Source organism: Prochlorococcus sp. G5PB11 (genome assembly GCF_059772425.1).
On the sequence record NZ_CM186287.1, the window covers coordinates 661,877 to 686,658 of the forward strand.

22 protein-coding genes and 1 tRNA gene are annotated in these 24,782 nt (G+C 36.8%); 13 read left to right on the forward strand and 10 right to left on the reverse strand.

Going from position 1 to position 24,782, the window contains the following annotated elements:
- The first annotated feature begins 41 nt into the window (after positions 1-41).
- The 5 genes from AC6EI0_RS04215 to AC6EI0_RS04235 all read left to right on the forward strand — a co-directional run bounded on the left by AC6EI0_RS04215 (position 42) and on the right by AC6EI0_RS04235 (position 6,016).
- Positions 42-114: transfer RNA gene (locus tag AC6EI0_RS04215), tRNA-Glu, on the forward strand.
- Between the two features lie 297 nt (positions 115-411).
- Positions 412-1,608, forward strand: coding sequence for a ferredoxin-NADP reductase (locus AC6EI0_RS04220; protein WP_498523199.1), 1,197 nt, complete (start codon positions 412-414; stop codon positions 1,606-1,608).
- Between the two features lie 169 nt (positions 1,609-1,777).
- A complete protein-coding gene (zwf, locus tag AC6EI0_RS04225; RefSeq protein ID WP_498523494.1) occupies positions 1,778-3,301 on the forward strand; it encodes a glucose-6-phosphate dehydrogenase in 1,524 nt (507 codons plus the stop codon).
- 38 nt (positions 3,302-3,339) lie between these two features.
- Complete coding sequence (locus tag AC6EI0_RS04230) at positions 3,340-4,647, forward strand: glucose-6-phosphate dehydrogenase assembly protein OpcA (RefSeq protein ID WP_498523200.1); 1,308 nt, start codon at positions 3,340-3,342, stop codon at positions 4,645-4,647.
- 13 nt (positions 4,648-4,660) lie between these two features.
- Positions 4,661-6,016: a cobyrinic acid a,c-diamide synthase CobB gene (locus tag AC6EI0_RS04235; protein WP_498523201.1), complete on the forward strand. Its 1,356-nt coding sequence runs from the start codon at positions 4,661-4,663 to the stop codon at positions 6,014-6,016.
- 35 nt (positions 6,017-6,051) lie between these two features.
- On the opposite strand, the gene AC6EI0_RS04240 is transcribed toward AC6EI0_RS04235, so the two are convergent.
- From AC6EI0_RS04240 to folD, 4 genes are read right to left on the reverse strand one after another with little or no spacing between them, the layout of a single operon-like run.
- Positions 6,052-7,512, reverse strand: coding sequence for an ATP-dependent DNA helicase (locus tag AC6EI0_RS04240; RefSeq protein ID WP_498523202.1), 1,461 nt, complete (start codon positions 7,510-7,512; stop codon positions 6,052-6,054).
- Positions 7,509-8,024: a divergent PAP2 family protein gene (locus AC6EI0_RS04245; RefSeq protein WP_498523203.1), complete on the reverse strand. Its 516-nt coding sequence runs from the start codon at positions 8,022-8,024 to the stop codon at positions 7,509-7,511. The genes AC6EI0_RS04240 and AC6EI0_RS04245 overlap by 4 nt, the downstream gene beginning before the upstream one ends.
- Positions 8,021-8,920, reverse strand: a complete 900-nt coding sequence (gene crtE / locus AC6EI0_RS04250; RefSeq protein WP_498523204.1) for a geranylgeranyl diphosphate synthase CrtE — start codon at positions 8,918-8,920, stop codon at positions 8,021-8,023. Before crtE ends, AC6EI0_RS04245 begins: the two co-directional genes overlap by 4 nt.
- 42 nt (positions 8,921-8,962) lie before the next feature.
- Entirely contained in the window at positions 8,963-9,874 is a 912-nt protein-coding gene (gene folD / locus AC6EI0_RS04255; protein ID WP_498523205.1) for a bifunctional methylenetetrahydrofolate dehydrogenase/methenyltetrahydrofolate cyclohydrolase FolD, read from the reverse strand.
- Between the two features lie 70 nt (positions 9,875-9,944).
- Between folD and AC6EI0_RS04260 the strand changes: the two genes are divergently transcribed.
- Positions 9,945-12,032: an HDIG domain-containing metalloprotein gene (locus tag AC6EI0_RS04260; protein WP_498523206.1), complete on the forward strand. Its 2,088-nt coding sequence runs from the start codon at positions 9,945-9,947 to the stop codon at positions 12,030-12,032.
- A 33-nt stretch (positions 12,033-12,065) separates the two neighbouring features.
- On the opposite strand, the gene AC6EI0_RS04265 is transcribed toward AC6EI0_RS04260, so the two are convergent.
- The 3 genes from AC6EI0_RS04265 to AC6EI0_RS04275 all read right to left on the reverse strand — a co-directional run bounded on the left by AC6EI0_RS04265 (position 12,066) and on the right by AC6EI0_RS04275 (position 14,485).
- Positions 12,066-12,443, reverse strand: coding sequence for a hypothetical protein (locus AC6EI0_RS04265; RefSeq protein ID WP_498523207.1), 378 nt, complete (start codon positions 12,441-12,443; stop codon positions 12,066-12,068).
- Between the two features lie 68 nt (positions 12,444-12,511).
- Positions 12,512-12,751, reverse strand: coding sequence for a hypothetical protein (locus tag AC6EI0_RS04270; RefSeq protein ID WP_498463149.1), 240 nt, complete (start codon positions 12,749-12,751; stop codon positions 12,512-12,514).
- Positions 12,752-12,865: 114 nt separating this feature from the next.
- The gene (locus AC6EI0_RS04275; protein WP_498523208.1) at positions 12,866-14,485 is read right to left on the reverse strand and encodes a 2-isopropylmalate synthase; all 1,620 of its coding nucleotides are present in this window, start codon (positions 14,483-14,485) and stop codon (positions 12,866-12,868) included.
- Positions 14,486-14,821: 336 nt separating this feature from the next.
- On the opposite strand from AC6EI0_RS04275, the gene AC6EI0_RS04280 reads away from it, so the two are divergent.
- Positions 14,822-16,387, forward strand: a complete 1,566-nt coding sequence (locus AC6EI0_RS04280; protein WP_498523209.1) for a glycoside hydrolase family 57 protein — start codon at positions 14,822-14,824, stop codon at positions 16,385-16,387.
- Here AC6EI0_RS04280 and crtL read toward each other — a convergent pair.
- Entirely contained in the window at positions 16,384-17,613 is a 1,230-nt protein-coding gene (gene crtL / locus AC6EI0_RS04285) for a lycopene beta cyclase (protein WP_498523496.1), read from the reverse strand. The two genes, AC6EI0_RS04280 and crtL, sit on opposite strands and share 4 nt — an antisense overlap.
- Positions 17,614-17,618: 5 nt before the next feature.
- On the reverse strand, positions 17,619-20,240 hold the full coding sequence (gyrA, locus tag AC6EI0_RS04290; RefSeq protein ID WP_498523210.1) for a DNA gyrase subunit A: 2,622 nt from the start codon (positions 20,238-20,240) through the stop codon (positions 17,619-17,621).
- Positions 20,241-20,493: 253 nt separating this feature from the next.
- Here gyrA and AC6EI0_RS04295 point away from each other — a divergent pair, with 253 nt between their 5' ends.
- From AC6EI0_RS04295 to rsmD, 4 genes are all read left to right on the forward strand, one after another.
- Complete coding sequence (locus AC6EI0_RS04295) at positions 20,494-21,657, forward strand: GuaB3 family IMP dehydrogenase-related protein (protein WP_498523211.1); 1,164 nt, start codon at positions 20,494-20,496, stop codon at positions 21,655-21,657.
- A 216-nt stretch (positions 21,658-21,873) separates the two neighbouring features.
- The gene (trxA, locus tag AC6EI0_RS04300; RefSeq protein WP_038653576.1) at positions 21,874-22,197 is read left to right on the forward strand and encodes a thioredoxin; all 324 of its coding nucleotides are present in this window, start codon (positions 21,874-21,876) and stop codon (positions 22,195-22,197) included.
- A gap of 59 nt (positions 22,198-22,256) precedes the next feature.
- Positions 22,257-22,886 (forward strand): imidazole glycerol phosphate synthase subunit HisH, encoded by a 630-nt coding sequence (gene hisH / locus AC6EI0_RS04305; protein WP_498523212.1) that lies wholly within the window; start codon positions 22,257-22,259, stop codon positions 22,884-22,886.
- Position 22,887: 1 nt separating this feature from the next.
- The gene (gene rsmD / locus AC6EI0_RS04310) at positions 22,888-23,523 is read left to right on the forward strand and encodes a 16S rRNA (guanine(966)-N(2))-methyltransferase RsmD (protein WP_498523213.1); all 636 of its coding nucleotides are present in this window, start codon (positions 22,888-22,890) and stop codon (positions 23,521-23,523) included.
- Here rsmD and petG read toward each other — a convergent pair.
- Positions 23,471-23,590, reverse strand: a complete 120-nt coding sequence (petG, locus tag AC6EI0_RS04315; RefSeq protein WP_011294783.1) for a cytochrome b6-f complex subunit V — start codon at positions 23,588-23,590, stop codon at positions 23,471-23,473. The genes rsmD and petG overlap by 53 nt on opposite strands.
- 56 nt (positions 23,591-23,646) lie before the next feature.
- Between petG and AC6EI0_RS04320 the strand changes: the two genes are divergently transcribed.
- Positions 23,647-24,039: a c-type cytochrome gene (locus AC6EI0_RS04320; RefSeq protein WP_498523214.1), complete on the forward strand. Its 393-nt coding sequence runs from the start codon at positions 23,647-23,649 to the stop codon at positions 24,037-24,039.
- Positions 24,039-24,773 carry an RNA methyltransferase gene (locus AC6EI0_RS04325; RefSeq protein ID WP_498523215.1) on the forward strand — a complete coding sequence of 245 codons (735 nt, stop codon included), beginning with the start codon at positions 24,039-24,041 and terminating at the stop codon, positions 24,771-24,773. Before AC6EI0_RS04320 ends, AC6EI0_RS04325 begins: the two co-directional genes overlap by 1 nt.
- Positions 24,774-24,782 lie beyond the last annotated feature (9 nt).

Genomic DNA, 24,782 nt, shown 5'->3' on the forward strand with positions numbered 1-24,782 from the left:
TGTGACAACAATTACTTATTCAGTGATTTGTCACTTCATCTGGCCCCATCGTCTAGAGGCCTAGGACACCTCCCTTTCACGGAGGCGACAGGGGTTCGAATCCCCTTGGGGCTATAAATAAAATTTATTTAAAACTTTTTATAGGGGAAAAACCCCCTATTTTGATTGGAAAAATTTAAATGGTATTTCCGTTTTTTTTTAATCCTTTACCAGCAGAACAATGAACATAAAAATTTAGAAAAAATTTTTCGGTCAATCAAAATCAATATCTAAAAGAATTTAAAAAGATGCATATTTGGAAGAAATCAGCTTGTGACGGTCTAAAAAGGTGAACCAGAAATTAGTAATATGATCATAAAACAGCTAAAAGTTACCTCTTATTGGTAATCTCAGGATCTAATTTAAGTTTTTATGGCTTACTCAGAGACAAAGGTAGTTCTTGGTGGTCTTGCACATATTCCTATCATAATTGGTTTTTTCTACCTAATTCAGAGACAATATTCATTTGGTGCAATTTTGCGAACTGGTAAAAATGCATTGAGCGACAAAGTTAAAGCCAAACCTGCTGCTGCTAAAACCTCTGCACCTGCAAAATCTGCTGCTGCTAAAACCCCTGCAACTGCAAAGCCTACTGCTGCTAAAACCCCTGCGACTGCAAAACCTGTGTCCGAATCAACCCCCTCTTCACCTGCAAAAGCACCGGCAACAAAAAAACCCCATGCAGATGTGCCAGTAAATACTTACAAACCAAAAGCACCTTTCACTGGGACAGTAACCGAGAATTATTCAGCTCTCAAAGAAGGAGCAATAGGGAAAGTTCAACACATAACTTTTGATATATCAGGAGGTGACCCAGACTTTAAATATGTTGAAGGTCAAAGTTGCGGAATACTTGCTGCTGGCGAGGATGCAAAAGGTAAGCCACATAGGCCAAGACTTTATTCAATTGCTAGCACTAGGTATGGTGATAACTTTGCAGGGAACACACTCTCATTATGTGTACGCCAACTTCAATACGAAAAAGATGGTGAAACAATAAATGGTGTTTGCTCTACATATTTGTGTAACCTATCCCCTGGAGATAAAGTAAAAATCAGTGGTCCAGTAGGCAAAGAGATGCTTCTTCCAGAGGAAGAAGATTCGAACATAATAATGCTTGCCACAGGAACTGGTATAGCTCCAATGAGAGCCTATTTAAGAAGGATGTTTGAACCGACGGAAATTGAAAAACATCAGTGGAATTTTAAAGGAAAAGCTTGGTTGTTCATGGGTGCACCAAAAACAGCAAACCTTCTATACGATGCTGACTTTGAACACTACAAATCAAAATTCCCAGAAAATCTTAGATACACAAAAGCAATCAGCAGAGAACAGCAAAACACAAAAGGTGGAAGAATGTATATCCAAGATAGGGTCCTAGAACATGCTGACGAAATATTTACCATGATTGAGAATCCTAAAACACACATTTACTTATGTGGACTAAAAGGAATGGAGCCAGGAATAGATGAAGCAATGACAACAGCGGCTTCTGCGAAAGGTTTGAACTGGTCTGAACTAAGACCTAAGCTAAGAAAAGCAGGTAGATGGCATGCTGAGACTTACTAGTAAAATAAGAAAGTCTGGAAAGCGATAATTATTAATTACTTTATAAATATTTTTTCTATATTTAATCAATCAATATCAATTTTGTTTTTGGACATCCGACCAGAAAATGGCGGAATGATTAGAAGCAATTTGGATAATATTTCAAATCTAATTGGCAAGGAATTTATCAATGAGCATGCCAGTAACAAACCCGTTGAGAATTGGTCTTCGCCAAGAGCGAGTAGTACCTCCTCAATGTCTGGTTATTTTTGGTGCTTCAGGGGATTTGACTCACCGGAAACTTGTTCCTGCTTTATTCGAGCTCTTTAAGCAACGAAGATTACCAAGTGAGTTTGCAGTTTTAGGCTGTGCAAGAAGGCCATGGAATGATGAAATATTTAAAGAAAAAATGGAGGAAGCTCTTTCTTCTCGAATAAAAGAAAGTCCAAAAGAATGGGAATTATTTTCTCAAAATCTTTTCTATGAACCTGTAGACCTTCAACAACCTGAGCACCTTGTAAAGCTTGGAGAAAGACTAGAAGTAATTGATAAGTTAAGAGCAACTCATGGCCATCGAACTTTCTACCTTTCAGTTTCTCCCAAATTTTATGGGAGTGGATGTAGAGCTTTAGCAGCCGCAGGATTATTAAAAGATCCTAAGCGCAGTAGAGTTGTTATTGAAAAACCTTTTGGAAGAGACTTCAATAGCGCTCAGATACTCAATTCTCTGGTTCAGAGTTGTGCTCAAGAAAGTCAAATATTTCGAATAGATCATTATTTAGGTAAAGAAACAGTTCAAAATATTCTTGTTCTCAGATTTGCAAACACGATTTTTGAACCTATTTGGAACAGAAATTACATATCGAGTGTTCAAATCACCAGTTCCGAAACAGTTGGAGTTGAAGATCGAGCAGGCTATTACGAATCTTCAGGAGCGTTAAGAGATATGGTTCAAAACCATCTAACTCAAATGCTTGCACTAACCGCAATGGAACCACCTGGGCATTTTGATCCAGAAGCCATAAGGAATGAAAAAGCCAAAGTACTACAAGCAGTAAAGCTTGCCAATGAAGAGAAGCCTTGGGATTGCTGCGTAAGGGGACAGTACTCAAAAGGAGGAAGCGATGCGGATCCACTCCTTGGATATAGAGAAGAACCTGGTGTTAATCCAAACAGCACAACCGAAACATATGTAGCAATGAAGCTTTTCATAGACAATTGGAGATGGCAAGGGGTCCCTTTTTACGTGAGGACAGGAAAACGATTAGCTAAAAGACTTAGTGAGGTTGTTCTTACATTTAGAGAAGCTCCTGTTCACCTTTTTGATGCAGCTGGGGGATGCCCAACATCAAACCAATTAATCCTCAGAATTCAACCCAACGAAGGAGCTGAATTTAGTTTTGAGGTGAAATCCCCAGGTTCTGGGATGAGAAGTAGACCTGTAAATATGGAGTTTTCTTATGATGAATCCTTTGGAGAGCCATCAGATGAGGGTTATGTAAGGCTCCTAGCTGATGCAATGCTTGGAGATCCAACATTGTTTACTCGAAGCGATGAAGTAGAGGCTGCTTGGCGTTTATATACTCCTCTTTTAGAGAAAATTGAGGATTCACCTTGGGAATTACCTGTTTATCCATATGAATCAAGGACATGGGGGCCTACTGAATCAGACTTACTAATTGGAAAAGATCAGCTTCTATGGAGAAGACCTTGAAAAAATTGAATCTAAATCTTTTATTCGAACCAAATTAAATGTCTCCTCAACTAACACTTCAAACGCCTCTTCAGCTACCTCCAGCTGAAATTCCTACTTACCTTGAGCAACTATGGTCTCATGAAGAAAGAGGAGATAAAGGAGCCAACACTTTTTGTTTAATTGTCTGGCAACCTGCTTGGATCGAACAAAAACTAGTCAAAACTGGAAAAATATCTGGGCCAGTAGTAGGTAGTCAAAGAAATGATCTTATAGAGGCTGCAAGAGAAATTATTTTAAAAGGTAATCTCCCTAACAGTACTTCCCCATTAGATTTTAGAGTTCAATCTTCAATACAATGTGAAAAGCTAATTAAAAATGTAGAAGACCTTAGAGGGCAACACATTGACACCTCAATTAGTAATTTACAACCTAGAAGATTAATAACTATTGCACCAACAATTGAGAAAGAAAATAATTTAGAGACATTAGTTGCCGCATATTGTCCTCTTCCTGAAGAAGGCGGAGGCAAAACAGCTTGTGGCGACGTAATTGTTTTACGAGGTAATAAAACCGTAATTAATGATGGGCTTGAAATTGTTGAGACTCTTGTCCCTGATGACCTTCCTTCTTGGTTGTGGTGGAATGGAAGAGTTGATGAGGCTCCTGAATTCCTTCATGCTCTAGCGCTGCCAAATCGAAGATTAATTATTGATACTGCACATGGAGAACCAATCGTTTGCTTAAATTTATTACTTCAAAGGATTCAATCGGGCCAAGCTGTTAACGACCTTAATTGGCTTCGTCTTAGAAGCTGGAGAGAGACTTTAGCGATGGTGTTTGATCCACTTCAAAGAAGAAATGCTCTTGAAAATTTACAAAAAATTGACATCGATATTGAGGGTTCTCAAACAGTTCAAGGGCTTTTACTTGCTGCATGGATTGCCGATCGTCTCAACTGGAAACTTGAAAAGTTCATCTGCTCAAAAAAAGATCAGCTGAAAGTTAATTTTCTTCGTCAAGACAAAACTCTTGTTGAAGTCGGCATAACCTCTCTACCTATTGGTAAGCCAAGCATTAATCCTGGCCAAATAGTTGGTTTAAGATTAATTTCAAAAGCCAAGAACAAACAAAAAAACGATCTTTGTGTAATTCTCGCATCAGAATCTGGGGAATGTATGAGATTAGAAGCTGGAGGCATGGCAAGAATGGAACTTATTGAACAAGTAGTTCCTATTCAAAAGACCTCTTTAGAGAATGATGTTGCTCGTTTACTTTCCAGTAGTAGAGGAAACACAAGTCCTTTACTTGCGAGTGCGGCACCAATAGCAAATGAGATCCTTGATTTAGTTAATCAATCCAAATAAATATAGTCATTAGATGGCATGCGTAATCTCTGCTATATCAAGTAACAGCGGTAAAACTCTCTTAAGTCTTCTTTTAATTTCTTATTTAAAAAGTATCAATAAAACAGTACAAACTTTTAAAGTTGGACCTGATTATTTAGACCCTCAACAACTCTCAGCGGTATCAAAGAAAGCTTGTCGAAATCTTGATTTAATTCTCTCTGGAGAAAGATGGGTTAAAGAAAACTTTAATCGCTTTGGAGGATTAACTGATTATTCGTTTGTTGAAGGTGTGATGGGATTATTTGATGGAATTGGCAGTAGTTCCGAAGGGAGTACAGCTGAATTAGCTAAGGTTTTAAATCTGCCAATAGTTCTAATTGTTGATGCCAGAGGGAAGGCTGCTTCAATAGCAGCCTTAATAAAAGGATTTAGAGAACATGATAAGGAATTAAAAATTGCAGGAGTTGTCCTAAATAATGTTCAAACTCCTAGACATGAAAAGATACTATTGGAGGTTCTTGATCAAATCAATATAAAGTCATTGGGTTCTCTACCTCCCTGCAAAGACTTATATCTTCCAACAAGGCATTTAGGTTTAGCACCAGCACATGAAATTCTTGAGTTAGAAATTAAAGTTAAAAAGTGGGCATCAATAGCAAAAGAATATCTAGACATTGAAAGTTTTAAAAAACTTTTATTAGCTCCAAAATCTAACCACAAAACATATAACTTTTTGCCAAGGAAAGATCCAAGATTTATTCACCCAATCGCTATAGCTGAAGATAAAGCTTTCCATTTTAGGTATCAAGAAACAAAAGAATTGCTAGAAGATCACGGCATGCCAACTATTACTTGGCAACCTCTTGAAAATGAACAAATTCCAAAAGAAGCTAGAGGATTAATAATACCTGGTGGTTTTCCTGAGCAACATGCAAAACAATTAAGTAATTCAAAAAATAGCCTTAATTCATTAAGAATTTTTTCTCAACAGTTTCCTATATACGCTGAATGTGGCGGAATGATGCTTTTAGGTAAAAGTATATTTGATCTTGAAGGAAGAGAACATTTAATGTCTGGGGTATTACCTTTTAAGGTCAAAAAAGGTGATTTAAAAATTGGTTATAGAGAAGCAAGAAGTAAAAATAAAAGTCCTATTACCAGTCCTGGAAATAAACTAATAGGGCATGAATTTCATCGATGGGAATTAATTAATGAAAAATATAATTCACAAATGAATCACATATGGGATATCAAAGGATGGAATATGAATATAAAGAGTGAAGGTTTTTGCAATCGTTTAATTCATGCAAGTTGGATACATCTACATTGGGCAAGTTCGCCTCTAATAATAGAAAACTGGAAAAGAAGTGTTAGGAATCATGCCTAAAGTAAATTTATTTTCAAAAATAAAATTTTTAGAAATTAATCAATTAATAGTTTCTCTAAAAGAGCTTTATCCCTATTACTTTTACTGTCACCAACAATCCAAACGCCCTCGCTTGCTCTGCTTACTGCGACGTATACAAGTCGTTTTCTAAATTCAAGATCTTTAGGCCAAAAAACATCGGAAGTTATAAACACTTCTCCAAAAGTACTTCCTTGACTTCTGTGAATTGTAAGGACAGAAGCAGGACCTAAAGAAGCGAATGAATCTCTAATAAAAAAGAAAAGTTTCCAAATCGAGGCGCTATTTTTTTTTCCTCTCTCTCTTGCTAAATTGCTCAACTCATTCAAAGAGAGGTCCAACTCGCTTCGAGATTTAGAACCTATTTGAGGCATTAACCTTAGAGAGAATTCTTTTTGATCACAGATAACTTTAGCTATCTGAGTTTGAATAACAGGTAAAAGACTTTCAAAATTATGATGAATGCCTAAAGAGGCTAAGTCAAAACTATTTGGGATTACATCTTCTACCAGCATTTCTCTATTGGAATTAATCAAAATATCTGGTTCTTCTCCAATCTCATCCTCTTTTAATGAAGCGTTTACCATTACAGCCTTGCGGCTAATTAAAACCTCACCAGGTAAAACCTGATATTGATCTGCCATCTCACCATGAATAGCTCTTCTTGCATGAGGTACTAGATTGTCAACAATTCTATTCGTATAGCAAAGAATTCTTGCTCTATCTGGATCATCCTCTAAAGAAGATAACCGCAATGCACCTTTAGCTCTTTCAAGCCAACTATTTCTATCTAATATTCCAACATTACCTTTCTTAGAATGAAAAATTGGAAGTATAGATGGCTGATTACAAGGGATTTGCCCGTCTCTAATTATCTTTGCCAATTTAAGAACAGGTCCTTGATGACGAACAACTTCTCTAAGTTCAGTATTTATTGCTCTTTTCATTAAAAAAACTGAGCTAGAGCTTTCTCCTACTGGTGGGAGTTGAGCAGGATCACCAACAAAGACCAACCGAGTCGAGTTACATCTTGCACATTCAAGAGTTATCTCCAATAATTTGGAATCAATCATTGATGCCTCATCAATCAGAACAAGTCCTAAATTCTCTAAAGATTTCTCCGTTTGATCTGTTTTCTCGCATATTTCGGCATCCGCCTGTCTTTTTAACTTAAGACGAAGCAAACGGTGAATTGTAGAAGGGAACCATGTTGGCTGAATAGATTCATTTTTCAATCCCTCCCTTAATACGCCTACAGCTTTATGAGTTGGTGCAACAACAGTCCAACACAAACCTAATTCATCTACCTTTTTTAATAGTTTCATTGATAAATATGTTTTTCCGCTACCTGCAAAGCCTTTCATTACAAAAGGTTTAAAGGAATATGGTGCCTTTAACCACTCACAAAATAATTCAAAAGATTTTTCTTGGTCCTTGGTTAAGACAACACAATCTTCTTTTATTTTTTCTTCTTTCACACAGAAAATAATCCTATCATTTGCAAAATATGCAAAGGAGAACCAAGGAAGAAAATACCTGGCAAAGCAACAATAGGTCCAACAAAACTGCCAACCAATACTTCAATTTTAGTATGTCCTAAAGACTCTTTTAAAATAGTTTCAGTCGATAATTCACTGTAATTATCTCTTAAAATCTCATTAACTTTTGCAGCCGTTAAACCTGCCGATCTTCTTATTCCTGAGGCATCATACATAACGATAAAAGCAATTGTTGAAGCCAAAGCAAATAAAGGATCATTAAACCCAAGCTGAAGCCCAATTCCTGCAGCAGTTCCTGTTACCAAAGCCGAATGACTTGAGGGCATACCGCCTGTTTCTAAAAGTACCGATGGTCTCCATCTTTGCTTAAAAATTAATTCAAATAATAATTTAGAAAATTGAGCAATACCACATGCTGCAAGGCCCCAGGCCAATACAGCATTATCAAGAATATAAATAAATTGAGATTCGAAAGCCGGATTGGTAATCATCTATCTCTACTTGTGATGTAATCAGCCAATGCAAGAAGAGGTTTTGATTTTTCAGACCAAGGATCAAGGGCATTTTTTGCTTTAGCTACTAATAGATCCGCTCTCTTTCTAGATTCCTCAAGACCAAGTAATTTTGGATAAGTAGTTTTATCAGCAATTAAATCTTTTCCTGCTGTTTTGCCCAACACTTCACTACTTGCTGTTACGTCAAGAATGTCATCAATTATTTGAAATGCCAATCCAATCCCTCTTGCATAGACACTTAATGCTTCCAGAAGCTTCTCATCAGCACCACCAATTAATGCTCCACAAGTAACACATGCCTTTAGCAAAGCTCCTGTTTTGTGAAGATGAATATACTCCAAGGTCTCCAAATCAACCTCTTTACCTTCACAATCAAGATCAACTACTTGCCCTCCCACTAATCCAGGAGCTCCTGCCACTAATGAGAGCTCACCTACTACTTTCAAGAGTCTCTCTGATGGTATCCCCTTGGTCCGTATTGATACCATCTCAAAAGCCCTAGTCAATAGAGCATCTCCAGCAAGTATTGCTACAGCATCTCCATAGACTTTGTGATTAGTAGGCCGTCCTCGACGTAAATCATCATTATCCATTGAAGGTAGATCATCATGGATAAGAGACATCGTGTGAATCATTTCCAGAGCCACTGCAGTAGGGAGAGCTTTTTCGACTTCTCCTCCAGCAAGTTCACAAGCAGCTAGACAAAGAATCGGCCTTAATCTTTTCCCTCCGGCCAAAAGGGAATAGCGCATAGATTCTCTCAGTTTTTCAGGCTTTTCAGGGCCCAGAGAGGCATCCAGCGCATGTTCAACTCGAGTTCTAGATTTTTCTAGATACTCCGCGAAGTCAAAAGAAGCGATTGCTTCCTGCATGCAAAAAATTAATTTGTATCAATTCTGTCAGGACATTGTGATTCATGGAAGTAAATGACTAATAGTTAAAGGTAATCCACAATGTTTCTGCCACCTATCAACCGTATTTGCCAGAAGCATTGTTACTGTCATAGGCCCCACACCTCCAGGCACAGGAGAATAAGCAGCTACTTTGTCTTCAATTTCAAACATCTTTACATCTCCACACAGTTTGATCTTTTTTCTGTCTTTCAGATTTTCTTCTTCAATTTTTAGTCTATGAATACCTACATCAATAACGACACAATTATCACTTATATGATTTTTTCCTATCAAGTAAGGCTTTCCAGCAGCCACAACAAGTAAATCAGCCTCTTTAGTTATAGAGACAAGATCTTTAGTTCTTGAGTGAGCAACCGTAACAGTGGCATTTGCGGCTTCAAGCATTAAAGCCATTGGTTTGCCAACTAGGATGCTCCTGCCAACTACCACAGCTCTTTTGCCTTCTATTGTTATTTGGTTTCTCTTAAGCAGAGCCATAACTCCTGCAGGGGTACATGATCTTGGGCCTTTTTCACCCTTTATTAATCGTCCAAGATTCAAAGGGTGTAATCCATCAGCATCCTTGTCAGGATCAATACTTCTAAGCAAGGAATCCTCATCCAGATGCGAAGGCAAAGGAAGTTGCAATAAAATTCCATCAACATTCTTCTCCTCATTCAAACTTTTAATAATTTCTCTAAGTTCTTCTAATGAAATATCTTCTTTTAAATGTTTAGCAAAACTTCTAACACCTATCCGATCGCAAGCTTTTTCCTTGTAATTGACATAAACTCCACTTGCAGGATCGTTACCAACTCTTAGCACAGCTAAACCCGGGGGACGCCTCGCAAGTTTTGATCCAGATTCTATAGTCTGTTTAAGAATGAGTTCAATCTCCTGAGCAAGTTTTTTTCCATCTAAAATGTTTGGCATAAATAAAATGAATACAATTACAATTAATCAACGCATTAAACCTAGCGTTAGGCGTAGGTGAAAAAAGCCTGTGGCTAAATTACCGAGTCCAAAAAAAATATGGAGAATATGGTTAGGGAGCCAATCTCCCAGACGTCCGATACTTCGCTGGTCAGCAACTGACAAGTTAGGTCTACTATTGGTCTGCCTATTAGTAGCAATATTTTCAAGTTATAAGTTACTTGCTGTTCCGGATCTCAAACCTGGAGATATTGCTCAAATCAACGAAATAGCGCCAAAGGATGCATTAGTAATAGATACAAAAGCACTAAAAGAGAAGAAAAAAGACTTAGAAGACAATTTTCTCCAAGTTATCGATGAAAATCAAACCAATAATTTAGAAAAGATTGTTTTAAAGAAAATCAAAAAACTTCGCACCTTTAAAGATTCTACTTTCGAAGCAGATATAAATAAAATCAACCCAACCGATTCAGAAAAGAAATGGCTGATTAATGTTTCCAATAGTGAATGGAAAAGCTGGGAAGAAGAGGTCAAAAAAGCATCAAAGAGAATGCTATCTCAAGGAATTATAAATACACTTGCATTTGATCAACTTAATGAAGCTTCGTCTCTACAATTACTAGATCTTGGTGTCAAAGAATATCCAAGCAGATCATTGGGAGCGAAAGTATTATCGAGTAGTTTTTATCAGAAAAGTAATTTAAAAATTGATTATTCGAAAACAAATATATTACTTGAAAATTTAATAAATAATGATGGAGTAAAAATTATAAAAGTTAAAGAAGGTAGTTTAATATCAAAAAAAGGAGAGCCAATAAGTTCTCAAGAGTTTGATATTCTAGAACATTTTAACAAGGTAAGTCGAAGTCCTAGGCCAATAAAGTGGTTAATAACCTTCACAGAATCTATGGGAAGTTGTGGGTTACTTCTGATGATTATGAGAAGAGAGAAGCCCAGACTTAAAACTAAGCATGCGTTACTTTCTTTAACTTTATTATTTGTAGTTCAACTAACAAAAGACTGGCTTGGTACGCTTGCAAGCCCAATGCAATTAATATTACCTCCTACACTACTTCTTTCACAAGGAATAGGTACAACAACCTCATTAGCTTGGATGGCTGCTGCTAGTTTAATATGGCCATCATCTCTTGATAGCTCAAATGAAATTAGATTAATAATTGCTTGCATTGCTGGATCATTAATAGCCTTTTTAGGTAGAAGAATGAGAAGCCGTGCACAAATTCTTCAAATAGCAGTTTTTATACCTTTTGGTGCATTGTTAGGACAATGGTTTATATTTAATCAACTAATTGAAGCAAAAAATTTAGAATTTAATAATCTATCATTTGATCCTAATTCTCTACTGAATGAAACACTTATTATAAGTGCAATGCTGATGGTAACGATATTAATTATTCCTATATTGGAAAATACTTTTGGATTACTTACAAGAGCAAGGTTAATGGAGCTAGCTGATCAAGAACGTCCGTTACTTCGCCGTTTATCTAGAGAAGCACCAGGTACATTTGAGCATACTTTAACAATTTTAAGTCTTGCAGAGGAAGGAGCAAGAGTAATTGGAGCTGATGTTGACTTAATAAGGACTGGAGCCCTATACCATGATGTTGGAAAGCTACACGCTCCTAATTGGTTTATTGAAAATCAGAAAGATGGAATAAACCCCCATGAAGAAATCAAAAATCCATATAAAAGCGCAGATATTCTTCAAGCACATGTAGATGAAGGATTAAAGCTTGCAAGGAGATATCGACTTCCATCACCCATTGCTGACTTCATTCCAGAACATCAAGGTACTTTAAAAATGGGTTATTTTCTTCATAAAGCCAAAGAAAGAGATCCTTCTGTCTCTGAAAAACGTTTCAGATATAAAGGCCCTATTCCTCATTCCAAAGAAACGGGAATACTAATGCTTGCAGATGGTTGCGAAGCAGCATTAAGAGCTCTAGACGCATCATCATCAGATAATGATGCTTGCAAAACAGTAAGGAAAATAATTCAGTCTCGTCAGATTGATGGCCAATTAAAAGAAAGTAGTTTAACGAGAGCAGAAATAGAAATAATACTTAGGGCTTTCGTCTCTGTCTGGAGGAGGATGCGCCACAGAAGGTTGAAATATCCCAGCTTAAATTCAAGGTAGAAAATTACCGCATCTATTGAAATATTTAATAAGTTAAAGCCTAATTCTTCTGTGACCTCTTCTACACCAGTAGAGTAGGGCCAATAAATTCAGAAAAGCAATAAGTAATGATAAGCCGCTAATACCAAAAAGATCATTTACTTTAATTAACCTAATTATCCCATAGGGCAAAGTTCCTGAAAGAGTCATAGACAAAGCAACTATTGATAAAATCACACCCCAACCTCTTTGAGCAAATAAACCCGCAGAAGCGACAATCCCAGTTACTGCAGATGGCCAGGCAAGGCTAATAGCAATTGTTATATTTGCCGTTTGCAGAGGTGGTCCTGATCCAACTACATAGGCAATAAATGGAATTGCAAGCGTATTTGAGACTAAGCCAAACCAAGCAAGTGTCCAGTAGCCGCGCATTCCTGAACCCATTTCTTTAAAAAATTATTCCTTCCAATAAAAACATACGACCTAAATCACAATTTATTTTAAGCGAGAGACAATTGCAAACAATTAGATGGATAACAAACTGTTCTCCAAGTTCCATTTCCTGCAAGCACTTGTACACCTATCCCTCTATCTTTAATTGTGCACTTCAATCCTTGTCCATTGCACCAAGACTTTGCAGCAAAAAGTGCTGCATCAATACTTTCATAAGGAGCATCTAGGACATGATGAGGAGCCCCATCAAGTCCAGTCAGTCGGTAAAGATTTCTTTTTAAAGCCATTTATGTGCGCTTATCAAATCGTCACAAGATACATTAATCTTTGAATAATGTTTAAAGAAGTTTTTCTTAAAAAAATTTACGCAACCCTATTTCAGATATCATAACGGACCTAAGTTAAACCCCTTTTTTCTCTGCCTTGGCGAGATCATGTTGCGGATGAATGGATTTTCTTCCCTCAGCGGCTACTAATCTATTAAGCGCATTTATGTATGCTTGCGCAGCTGCAACAACAACATCAGTATCAGCTGAATGACCCGAGAAAAGGCTTCCATCTCTTCTTATTCGAATCGTAACTTCTCCTAAAGCATCTATTCCTTCCGTAACGGACTTTACAGAAAATTCAATTAATTCATTGGGTTCTTCAGTTAGAGAATCTAAAGCTCGCACTACTGCATCAACAGGACCTGTACCTAGGGAAACAGCGGTTTTTTCCTCTCCATCTTCTCCAACGACAGTTACGGTTGCCGTGGGTCTTAGCGATGTGCCACAACTTACTTGGACCAATTTCAATTGGAACAAAGCTTCTGGAAGTTGAACTTGCTCACTAACAATGGCTTCTAAATCACGATCTGTTATCTCTCTTTTTCTATCAGCTAAGTCTTTAAATCTAGCAAAAGCATCATTAAGATCTTCTCTATTCAAATCATACCCAAGGTCTTCTAATCTAGCCCGAACTGCACTCCTACCACTTAATTTACCTAAAGAAATTTTATTGTCTGACAGGCCAACTGTTTTTGCATCGATAATTTCGTAGGTAAGCCTATTCTTCAAAACTCCATCTTGATGTATTCCAGATTCATGAGCAAAAGCATTTGCTCCAACAATTGCTTTATTTGGTTGAACGACCATACCAGTTAAATTAGAGACCAATCGTGAGGACTTAGTTATTTCCTCTGTTCTAACTGCTGTTAAAGGGGTTGGAGATTCAGGAGGTCTCCCAAAAAAAGGATTAAAATACGATCTTCTTACATGTAGAGCCATAATCAATTCCTCTAAAGCAGCATTACCTGCTCTCTCTCCGATTCCATTAATCGTGCATTCAAGTTGTCTAGCTCCATTCTTTACCGCCTCAAGGAAATTTGCTACAGCAAGTCCTAAGTCGTTATGGCCATGAACTGAAAGAACTGCTTCATCTATATTTGGAACATTTTTGTCTATATTTAATATTAAATCTCCAAACTCAGAAGGCGTTGTATATCCAACGGTATCTGGAATATTTATAGTATTGGCACCTGAAGATATGGCTAATTCAATTACTTCATACAAAAAATCCAAATCACTTCTTGCTGCATCTTCACAAGAAAACTCAACATCATCTACAAAACCTTTAGCGTAGTTAACCATATCTGGAACAATATCGAGAACTTCTTTTCTGGATTTTCTTAATTTATGTTCAAGATGAATATCACTAGTTGCGATAAAGGTATGTATCCTTTTTTTTGGTGCTGGAGCTATAGCATCGGCACAAGCTTTTATATCAGGTTTTGAGGCTCTTGATAATCCGCAAATAATAGGCCCTTCATCTCCACCTACTTGCTCAGCTATTTTCTGAACTGCAGCAAAATCGCCAGGGCTAGCGAAAGGGAATCCTGCCTCAATAACATCTACGCCTAGTCTTGCTAATTGTTGAGCAATAGCCAACTTTTCTTCTAAATTCAGACTCGCACCAGGGGATTGTTCTCCATCTCTTAATGTGGTATCAAAAATTAAAACTCGGCCTGGATCTTTGGCCATAGCATGAAAAATATAAAAATAACTAGACTTTTTAAGGTCTATATGAATTAACTTAATTGTAGTATATTTCTAACAAATTTTTACAAAAAACATTAAGTTTCTAACTATTCAATTGATCTTTTTATTTTTTTTATTTCTAAAAATTTAAAATTCAAGATTGAACCTCAAATTTGCATGAAGAAATTCTAAGTAATAGTTCAAAATTAATTATTTCCAACTTACTAAATCACGTATCTAATTTAACTAGATTTGGCTTAGAACTTAAAGTTTATCTATTCTAGTGCGACTAAAGAGTATAAGTATCCAAAGATCTATTCCGAAAATCTTGGAGTTTTAATGGCTAAAGGCAATCTCGCCATAGTCCTGCATGCCCATCTACCTTACGTGAGATCAGAAGAACCTGGTTCACTAGAGGAGGATTGGTTCTTTCAAGCTCTGGTGGAATGTTATTTACCACTTTTAGAAACCCTTGAAGAGGCCTCGAATGCAAAAGATCAAACACCTAAGATCACAATAGGTTTATCGCCAACGTTGCTTTCTCTTTTAGAAGATGACCTATTAAAGAATCGCTTTGAAGCATGGGTAGCTATTAGATTAGAAGTCTTAAATACACTTGAAACAAACTGTACAGCGGCGGTCCTACATCTAAAAAATCACTTTCAAAAACAATTAGAAAGCTGGAAGGGGTGTAAAGGTGATCTAATAGGACGATTTAAGCAATTACAAACATCAGAAGTAATTGATATTCTTACTTGTGCCGCCACTCATGGATATCTTCCGCTTTTAAGAGAAAACCCGGAAGCAGTTAGAGCTCAATTAAGAACTGCAGTCAGAGAACATCAACGACTTTTTGTGGACGCTCCGTTGGGCATTTGGTTACCCGAATGTGCCTATTACGAAGGCTTAGATAAATTAATGGCTGAAGCTGGCCTTAGATATGCAGTTCTTGATGGACATGGATTATTGAATGCAGAACCTAGACCAAGATATGGTTTATATGCTCCAATTTGCACTAAAAAAGGAGTAGCTTTTTTTGGTAGGGATAGTGAATCAACTCTTCCAGTTTGGTCAGCAAGGGATGGTTATCCTGGCAATCCAAACTACAGAGAATTCCATAGAGACTTGGGATGGGATTTATCAATAGAGAGTTTAAAAAAAATAGGTATTAACGAGAAAAGGCCATTAGGAATTAAATTATTTAAGATTACTTCTCAAAATACATCTTTAGCTAACAAAGAAGAATATGATCCACAATCTGCAAAAGAAAGTATTAAAAAAGACGCCGAAAATTTTTTAAAAGCAAGAAAGAAGCAACTTATAAATCTATCTAATTCAATGCAAATAGAGCCATTGTTAATTGCTCCTTTTGATGCAGAGCTTTTTGGACATTGGTGGTTTGAAGGACCAGAATTTCTCTCAAATGTATTTATCAAATCAAAAAATGAAGGTATTAAATTAATCACGCTAAAAGAGGCTCTTCAATCAACATCTAAAATCCAATTATGCAATCCTTCGCCATCTAGTTGGGGACAAGGTGGCTTTCATGATTATTGGTTAGACAAATCAAATGCATGGATTGTTCATGAATGGAGTAAAGCTGGGAGAGAGATGGTAAGTATTTGCTCAGATGGTTTAATAGATGAATCAAATATAAAAATAATTAGACAGGCTGGGAGAGAACTTTTATTGTGTCAATCCTCTGATTGGAGTTTTATTCTCAAGGCAGGGACAACTACAGAGCTTGCCAGAGAAAGAATCAACTTGCATCTAAAAAGATTTTGGATGTTAATTAATGCTATTAAAGATAGTAAAATTATCAATCAAAAAACATTAAAAGAAATAGAGAGAGAGGATTGTATTTTTCCTCTAATTTCTCCTATAGATTGGAAAAAGAAAATCTAACTTTTCTTTTTTATTAGAAAGTTAATCATTCCTAAGCGCACCTTAAATGGGGCAATAGAAAATAATTTGAGCATAACAATAAAAAGTCTTGGCAAAGGAAGCGTATTAGTTAAATATCCATACCAATCTTTTTTGGGTAATTTAAAAAAAGTATCAAAAAAAGATCTTAAGAGGGATTCGTCAAAACTCATTAGACGTTGAAGTCCAAACTGATAAAGCCGATGTCTTTGAACTAATTCAGTAGTCCAAAGAGTATTCCATCCTCTTCTCGCTATCTGAGATGTAGGCAGAGAAGGATCTTTTTTGATTGTTTTTGCTATTTCCTTTGCTAATGAAGGTGCTCTTCTTAAAAGTGATCCGACAAGGTAACCAGATGCAGGATGAACCATGCTGGCCGAGCCTCCAAAAGCCAAAAGAGGTTGATCTCTATATGGCAATGGCAAATTCATAGGAAAAAGACAATGCTCTTCATGAATTATCTCTTCAATTTGAATTCCTTTGCTTGATAATCTTGCAATTAATCTTGCTTTTAAAATTTCAAAAGAAAGAGGAGGTGCACATGCCAAGGAAGTTTCCTCAACAAAATAACTTCCATCTCCCAAGTCCATTGCATAAAGGAAAGAAGGGGGCTCACTTAGTTGCTTTGAACTTAAATGGTCAGGTCTAAAATCCATTAAGACAAATCGATTCTTCTCTACTGGAGCAGAACTAAACTTCCCAACTACACCATATGCCGCCTGCTTAGCAATTTCATCATGATCAGGTCTTCTAATAAAAGGGGTTTTGTGACCGCTTGCATCAATTACTAGCCTGGCGAAATATTTGTTTCCAGAAGTGCAAATCACAGTTGTTTCTTTTTTACCAAAATCTATTTTTTTTACTGTCTCAACTTGCCAAGTAAGTCCATTGCATCGCTCTAGAAGAGCTTCTTGAAAATTAATTGAATTAAACAGACCGTAATCAAGAGAATGGTTTGTACAAATATTGCCTTCTTCATTCAAACCATCTCCAAAGAAACTAACAGTATCTTTCCATCTATATTTAAGTAACTCCTGCATATTTAAAGACTCAAGCTCAGAGGCCCAGATCCCATAAGTATTTGGCCAGGGTTCTAGAGGAGACTTAGAAGCTATTGCCTGAACTTTAATTCCTTGTTGAACCAACTCAGCAGTAATACAAAGAGCAGCTGGTCCTGCTCCCAAAACTAATACGTCAGCAGAATCAATCAATTTCAATTGTTAGACATTGGATCTGTATTTATTGGTTCATCAATTGTGGATGATTCTCTCCCTTCCTCATCATTTGTTTGTTCTCGAGGGACTAAAACAACCTCCGACAACTTATCACCATTATCAAGTTTCTGAATTATTACCCCAGTTGCAGCTCTTGATTGTTGAGAGATTTTATCGGCACTAGTTCTAACAATTACTCCCCTTTCACTAACCAATAATAATTCTTCTCCTTTTCCTAGAACCCTTAGGCCTACAAGCTCATCACCATCTTTTCTGAATTTTATTGCTCTTAGTCCCATTCCAGCCCTCTTTTGCAAGCGAAATTGTGTAACAGGAACTCTTTTACCAAGTCCATTTCCAGACGCAACAAGAACCCAAGGGCCTTCAGAGACTGATGATTCATCCTCTAGTTCTTCTTTCACCTCACTTTTATCAACATGGTCAGCTAACTCAGTAGATAAAACATCCATACTTACAAGTGAGTCTCCAGACTTTAGATTCATTGCCCTAACCCCTCTTGCTGCCCTACCTAAAGGACGTAATTCGGAATCATTTAATCTAAAATGGATAGTCATTCCATTTTTAGAACCAATCAAAACACTGTCGCCAGATTCAGCCAATCGAACCCAAGTCAAAGCATCTCCATCCTCTAGACCTATTGCAATTAATCCATTTGCTCTAATCTTGCTAAAAGATGAAAGAGGTGTTCTTTTGATAAAGCCTCCCCTCGTAAGCATTAACAAATAGTTTTCATCATCAAAAGAACTCACAGAAAGTAATGAGGTAATAGCCTCTTCCCTTGGAATTGGAAGCAATTGAACAATAGGCGTGCCTTTTGCAGTTCTGCTACATTGAGGCACTCTGTAAGCGGGAAATGCATAAGCAACTCCTCTATCACTAAAAAGGAGGAGGCTATCATGATCATTACAGCTAATAAATTTTTTTACTTCCTCCTCTCCTTGGCTTCGGGTTCCTGCTTTACCTCTAGTACCTCGACTCGTTGCTTCAAATTCATTCACAGGCATCCTCTTTAAGTATCCTGTTTCGGTCAGCAAAACAACTGATCTTTCATTTGCAATCAAATCAATATCCTCAAGACCTCCTCCTAGATCTAGGATTTCTGTTCTTCTGGTAGAATTATATTTTTCTTTTATTTCATTTAATTCTATTTTTGTTATTTCAAAAACCCTTTCTTTCTTATTTAAAATATCTTTTAAATCTATTATTTTTTCAACTAAATCTTCATGTTCTAGTCTTATTTTATCTGCTTCTAATGCAGTCAGCCTTCTTAGCTGCATCTGCAAAATAGCATCAGACTGAATATCTGTTAAGCCATGAAGTTCTTGTAATTTAGTTTTAGCTGTAGCTGAATCAGAAGCTGATCTAATGAGACTAATTATTTCATCTAATTGATCTAAAGCTAATAATAATCCTAGTAATATGTGATCTCTACTCTCTGCCTTTTTCAGGAGATATTTAGTTCTTTTTTTAATAGTTTCTACTCTAAAATCTAGAAATACTTGCAACATCTTTCTAAGTGACAATGTAACTGGTTCACCATTGACTAATGCAAGCATATTTGCACTAAAATTAGTCTGCAAAGGAGTGAGCTTAAATAAATTATTTAAAACAACTTGAGGGTAAGAATCTCTTCTTAACTCAACGACAATTCTCATTCCATCTCTATCACTTTCATCTCTTATATCTGCAATCCCTTCAAGTTTTTTGTCATTAACCATATCAGCGATTCGCTCTATTAATGCTGCTTTATTTGTTTGATAAGGAAGTGCAGTTATTATCACTGCATCCCTATCTGGTCTACCTGTATTTTCAATTGTTTCTATTTCAGCAACTCCACGCATTGTTATTGATCCTCTGCCAGTAATGTATGTTTCTTTAATTCCACTTCTGCCAAGTATCTGTCCCCCAGTTGGAAAATCTGGGCCTTTGATAATATTCATCAACTCTATTTCTTCTAACTCAGGATTAGAAATTAAAGCCATCAATCCATCAATCAATTCCCCAAGATTATGGGGAGGTATGTTTGTTGCCATACCTACAGCTATTCCAGAAGAGCCGTTTAATAACAATTGAGGTATTCTTGCAGGCAATACTGTTGGCTCTTGAACAGATCCATCAAAATTATCTGCGAAATCAACTGTTTCAGATTCAATATCTTCAAGCAAGCTATCAGTGGTCAAAGATTGCAATCTTGATTCCGTGTACCTCATTGCAGCCGGTGGATCATTATCAACAGATCCAAAATTCCCATGCCCATCAATGAGGGGCATTTGCATTGAAAAATCTTGCGCCATCCTAACCAGGGCGTCATAAACGGCTGTGTCACCATGGGGATGGAATTTACCTAAAACTTCTCCAACCACACGTGCACATTTCCTGTATGGCCTATCACTAGTTAGCCCAAGCTCATACATGGCATACAAAATCCTTCTATGAACAGGCTTAAGTCCATCTCTCGAATCAGGCAAAGCTCTGCCAACTATCACACTCATCGCGTATTCCAAGTAGGAACGCGACATTTCGTTTCTTAAATCAGTCTGTATGATCCGATCGTCGGATTCCCCAGGACCAGTACTATTAGGCCCCAATGGATCAGCCATATATAAGGGTTTTACCAATTATAAGAACATCTGTGAATTAATAAACCTTTTAAAGTGAATAACCATACATCTGAAAGTAAATCACCCTAAACAAAATCAACTATTACAAAAACATGATATAAATTGGCTCAAAGCATTCCAAAATCATCTTCCAATAATGAAAGAAACACCAAAATCTTGATTATCTATTCCCAACATTTGCTCAATTTGGCACTTGAGTTGGTAGTTTGACGAGAACTTACAAAATTTAGGTGTGAATATTCAACTAGGACGCACCAAAACCGTTCGAAGAGCCTACGGAATTGATGAAATTGCATTAGTTCCTGGAGGAAGAACAGTTGACCCTGAAATCACAAAAACCAATTGGGAAATCGGTGGCATTAAAAGAGATATTCCCATAATCGCCAGTGCAATGGATGGCGTTGTGGATGTAAAGATGGCATTAGCCCTCTCGAGCTTAGGAGCACTAGGTGTTTTAAATCTAGAAGGAATTCAAACTAGATATGACGATCCTGAAGAAGTACTAACCAAAATCCAATCTATTGGGAAGGAAGGATTTGTTACTTTAATGCAAGAAATTTATAAGCAACCGATAAAAGAAGAATTAATTTCAAAAAGAATTCAAGAAATTAAAAAAGGTGGGGGAATTGCTGCAGTAAGCGGAACCCCATTAGCCGCGATTAAGTATAGGGAGTTAGTCAAAGAATCAGAAGCTGACCTGTTCTTTTTACAGGCAACTGTTGTTTCAACAGAACACCTGGGGAAAGAAGGTAGTCAAAACCTCGACCTTTATGATCTTTGCCAAAATATTGGATTGCCAGTTGCCGTTGGAAATTGTGTTACCTACGAAGTCTCTTTAAAGCTAATGAGAGCCGGAGCAGCCGCGGTAATGGTAGGTATCGGCCCTGGAGCAGCATGTACCTCAAGAGGGGTATTAGGTGTTGGTATTCCACAAGCAACAGCTATTTCTGACTGCGCTGCCGCAAGAGATGATTATCAAAAAGAAAGCGGAAAATATGTTCCTATCATTGCTGACGGTGGAATTATTACTGGTGGGGATATTTGCAAGTGCTTAGCTTGTGGTGCCGACTCAGTTATGATTGGCTCCCCAATTGCAAGATCTCAGGAAGCTCCTGGGAAAGGTTTTCATTGGGGCATGGCAACTCCAAGCCCTGTCCTACCAAGAGGAACGAGGATCAAAGTGGGTACAACAGGAAGTTTAAAAAGTATCCTATGTGGCCCTGCAGTTCTTGATGATGGAACGCACAATTTATTGGGAGCAATCAAAACCTCTATGGGAACTTTAGGTGCTACCAATATCAAAGAAATGCAAAAAGTTGAGGTAGTTGTGGCACCATCTTTGTTAACAGAAGGAAAGGTTTACCAAAAAGCACAACAACTTGGAATGGGAAAATAAAGTTACCGAAAGATTTCATAATTAAAGACAATCGCTAAAATTAAGTAGTGAGAGCCTCAGCTTTCACACTCCTCACACACAAAAATGCCCGACACGTTCGGGTTTTTATTATTAAATGCACGTAAATCAATATTCAAACTTCGTTTAAAAATGGCAGCAAAGCTTTTTTTAGGCAAAATACAATTGTTATGATCAAGTTCTTAAGACTTCCAAGGTATGTCCACAGCTTCTGCAGTAACTGATTCATCATTCGAACAAGAAGTCCTCCAGAGTGATGTGCCTGTTTTGGTTGATTTTTGGGCACCATGGTGTGGGCCATGCAGAATGGTTGCACCAATTGTTGAGGAGATCTCAAAAGATTTCGAAGGAAAAATAAAAGTTTTCAAATTAAACACTGATGAGAACCCCAATGTTGCGAGTCAATATGGGATCAGAAGCATTCCAACTTTAATGATCTTTAAAGGAGGGCAGAAAGTAGATACTGTTGTTGGTGCAGTTCCCAAAGCAACCCTCTCTGGGACAATATCCAAGCATCTTTAAATGGCAAATTGTAGATTTCGCTTTTCGAGCTCCTATCAAATGATTTCAGGTTAGATCTATTGGCAAAAATTGGATTAATAGATTATGGAATGGGTAATCTTTTTTCCGTACGTCAAGCTTTTAAAAGGGTTAATCAACCTTTGGATGTTATTAGCGATGTAAAAAAACTCAATTCTTGTGATGCGTTAATTCTTCCTGGAGTAGGTGCTTTTGATCCTGCTATGAGTAATTTAAAAAAAACTGATTTAATTCCTTCAATAACTAACTGGATAAATAACGGAAAACCTCTTATTGGAATTTGTTTAGGATTACAACTTCTTTTCGAGACTAGTGATGAGGGAAACTCAAAAGGTTTAGGAGTTATAAAAGGACATATTCGTAAATTACCTCAAGAAAAAAATGAGAGGATTCCTCACATTGGTTGGTCTCCAATAAATAAAATAAATGAATGTCCTATTTTAGAAAATTATCCTGATTCTAATTGGATGTATTTCGTCCATTCTTACTCGGCATGTCCTTTAGAACAAAAAAACACCGTTGCCACTACTAAATACGGTAAGACTGATTTTACATCCATAGTCTGGCATAAAAATACTGGTGCCTGTCAATTTCATCCCGAAAAATCCGGAATCGCAGGACAAAAACTTATTTTCAATTGGATTAATTGGTTGAAAAAAACAACATTTTAACTTGAAAGGAAAACTTAAACTTATTTCGGGGAAAAGGATAGAAAGTCCTTTAAACAAAAAAACAAGGCCTACTTCTTCCAAAGTAAGAGAGGCAATAATTAATATTCTTGGGGAAGACCTGGAAGGAGCAAGTTGGTTAGATCTTTGTAGCGGAACCGGCGCAATGGCATGCGAGGCACTTCAAAAAGGAGTAAAAAGGATTCTTGCAATTGAGAAGCAGAGGGAAACAGCAAAAACATGCAAGAAAAACCTTATCGAAGTATCTAAAAGTATGGATAATTCAATACATGTTGAAGTCATATGCAATGAACTGATCTCCTTTCTAAAAAAAGGACCAAAAAACAAAAAAATTGAATTTACAAAAGACTCTCAAAGTTCTGAGAAAAAATTTGATTTTGTTTTTCTTGATCCTCCATATGAATCTGGTTTATATGAACTTTCTCAAGAACTTTTATTGTCTAAGCAATGGATTAAAGAATCATCTACTTTGATATGCGAATGCTCGTCAAAATCAATGCCAAGAATACATAATGGTTGGGAACTAAACAAAGAGAAATTTTATGGAAACACCTCTCTTCTTTTTCTTATTCCCAATCAGGCATTGAACTACTTCGACGATACTGATTCCATGCACTGACAAAAAGACCTAATAAAGTTATTGGAACAAGTCCAAGAACAATCCCACACAGGAGTGGCTCAATCATTGGCTAAGATTTCTAATGATTACTAAAAACAATTCTTTCATGTCAAAGAGGTTTTAGTGAATACTCCGTCATCAAAAGCATTAATTAATAAGGATCAAAAGATTAGTCCTTGGAGAATATTCTTGTTATCCTCTGCAACTTTTATCTTCATTATCTTTCTTTGGAGCGTGGGAAGCTTTAAACAAGACCCTTTCATAACTGAAACTTTGTCTATTCAAGGTGAAGCTTTATCTGGCAGCAAATTATTCAAAATCAATTGTGTCGGTTGCCATGGGATTTCCGCTCAAGGTTTTGTAGGCCCCGACCTCCATGAAGCTACCGAAGAAATGAATGATAAAAAGATTATCAATCAAGTTATTCGAGGATTGACTCCGCCAATGCCAAGTTTTGAAATTGACCCTCAATCAATGGCAGATCTATTGGCCTATATGCACTCTCTTAATAACTAGTGGTTAATAAAAAGACTCTGATTGTAGTGCTGGTTGAGCCATCAGGACCAATCAATATTGGTAGCGTCGCAAGACTATGTAAAAACTTTAGTATTCATGAATTAAGGCTAGTTTCTCCTAAATGTGATTATTTAAATCAAGAAGCAAAAAGGATGGCTGTTAGAGGAGTAAACATTCTAAAAAAAGCTATCATATATGAGGATCTAAATTCAGCCCTCTCAGACTGCTCTAGGATTATCGCTACTTGCGGGAGAACAGAACATGGAGATATCCCGCTTAATTCAAATAAAGATGCACTCTGCTGGGCTCTCAAATCAAAACTAGAAGAAAAAATAGCTTTGGTTTTCGGAAGAGAAGATCGAGGTTTGTCTAACGAAGAACTTCTTAAAGCAAATAAAGTAATCAGTCTTAATACAAGTGGAGATTATCCATCATTAAATCTTTCTCATGCAGTAGCAATCATTCTTCATGAATTAAGTCAATTTAATGAGATTGGTTTATCAAAACACCATAAAACAATAAGCGATCCTGCTAATTTAATTAAATTAGAAGATTGTATTGATGATGCAGGTAGCCTTTTACTTGATATTGGTTTTTTAATGAAACATACTTATAAAGCCAAAATGGCGAAAATTAAAAAATTACTTGTAAGAGGTGAGATAAAAGATGATGAAGTTGCTCTAATTAGAGGAATAATTAGTCAAGCAAGATGGAAGATTAAAAATAAAGAATGATTAATTAAA